Raw genomic sequence first — 1,584 nt, 5'->3', positions numbered from 1 at the left:
TAATCCCCCTTATCAAGGGGGATTTAGGGGGATCTCTTTGGACTTCATGGCATATATAATTGCTATATTATTGGCTCTCTCGATGCTAATTGGTTAAAATCTCAGAGAGTGACAAAAGAGAGATCGCTTCACAGATGAACCTTGCTGAACTTCTGACCAATCCCAACGTCCTTAAACTAATACTATTGGTATTACTAGGAATATTTACCTGTATTGTCGGACTTTTGATCAATCGCTTTGAGGAGCAAAACACTCGCCTTCGCAAAATTATAGTAATTGCTCTATGCACAATCTATGGAGTCTTAGGTGCTGTAGGAGGACATTTAGTTTTTAAACCATCAGCAGAACAGGATAACGACTGGTTCCAACAAGTCTGGTGGATTTTAGGTATTGGTTACTTATTGGCTCTACCTATAATTGGGTATTTACTCACAACTAAACTAGGTAACCAAACTCAAATCCCTAAACAGATTCCACAGGTAAATTTACAGCAATGGCGCAGGGACTTGCTACGAGCAATGGCAACTGAGGTTAACATGCGCCTTGATGACTCCCTGCACAATGACCAGTTGATTCAGTTGGTAATGGCAGACCACAGGGAGCAAGTAGGTCGTCCAAAAAAAATTACTGTGAATCCTAGCAATTCTCCTCCATTGTGGAAACGGTGGCGCAAGTTTCGTCGAGTAACTACGGAGTCTGAAGCAGGTCAAAAGGTTATTGAGGTATTTAACCAACAGGATATTGCCGGGAAACTGTTGATTCTCGGTGCGCCTGGTTCTGGAAAAACCACCATGCTGTTGGATTTGGCCAAGGATTTAATTAAATCTGCCCAGCAGCAGCCAAACCAACCTATTCCAATTATTGCTGAACTTTCTGATTGGAAAGATAACAAGCAGCCCATTGATGAATGGTTAGCAGCTAATTTAAAGTTTCGTTATAATCTTCCCGAAGCCATTACTCAAGAGTGGATTACCACCGGTCAGTTGTTACCTCTTCTGGATGGTTTGGATGAATTGGGTTTAGAGCGGCAGAAGTTATGTGTTCAGCAATTAAATCAGTTTCTCAAAGACGTTCTTCAAGTTGTGGTCTGCTGTCGTCAAGAAGAATACAAAGCTGGTGAGCAAATTCTGGAGATGCGGGGAGCAATCTGTCTGCAACCTTTGACCGATCAGCAGATAGAAAATTATTTAAAACGGTTAAACTGTCGCCACCTCTGGCCAGGAATTCAGCAAGATTCAGATGGGTTGCTAGAGTTAGCAAGAATGCCCTTACTATTGCACTTGATTCCCCTTGCTTATCCCGATGGGTTGAAGCGAGTAGGGAGACATTTTAAGGATCCTAAAGCAAAGGAAGACTATCATAACGAATGCCGTCAAAGATTATTTGAGGATTATATTGACCGTAAACTAAAGGAATACCATAACCGTCGAGGTTATTCAGAAGAGGAAACAAGGCGCTGGTTAGGCTGGCTTGCTAAACGATTGAAGGAGGGACAACAAACCGAGTTTTTGATTGAAAAAAATGCAGCCTAATATGTTGAATAATTCCAGAGACAAGGAATTGTATAAAATAAGTTTATTTATG

The 1,584-nt window shown here is 41.4% G+C and carries 1 protein-coding gene; it reads left to right on the top strand.

Annotated elements, in window-relative coordinates; genetic code table 11:
* Window positions 1-89: 89 nt before the first annotated feature.
* Window positions 90-1,532 carry an NACHT domain-containing protein gene (locus F6K37_RS41625; protein WP_287257116.1) on the top strand — a complete coding sequence of 481 codons (1,443 nt, stop codon included), beginning with the start codon at window positions 90-92 and terminating at the stop codon, window positions 1,530-1,532.
* Window positions 1,533-1,584: the final 52 nt, after the last annotated feature.

It is taken from the genome of Moorena sp. SIO4E2 (assembly GCF_010671945.1).
GTDB classification, from domain to species: Bacteria; Cyanobacteriota; Cyanobacteriia; order Cyanobacteriales; family Coleofasciculaceae; genus Moorena; species Moorena producens.
This window is presented reverse-complemented; position numbering and strand designations above follow the sequence as displayed.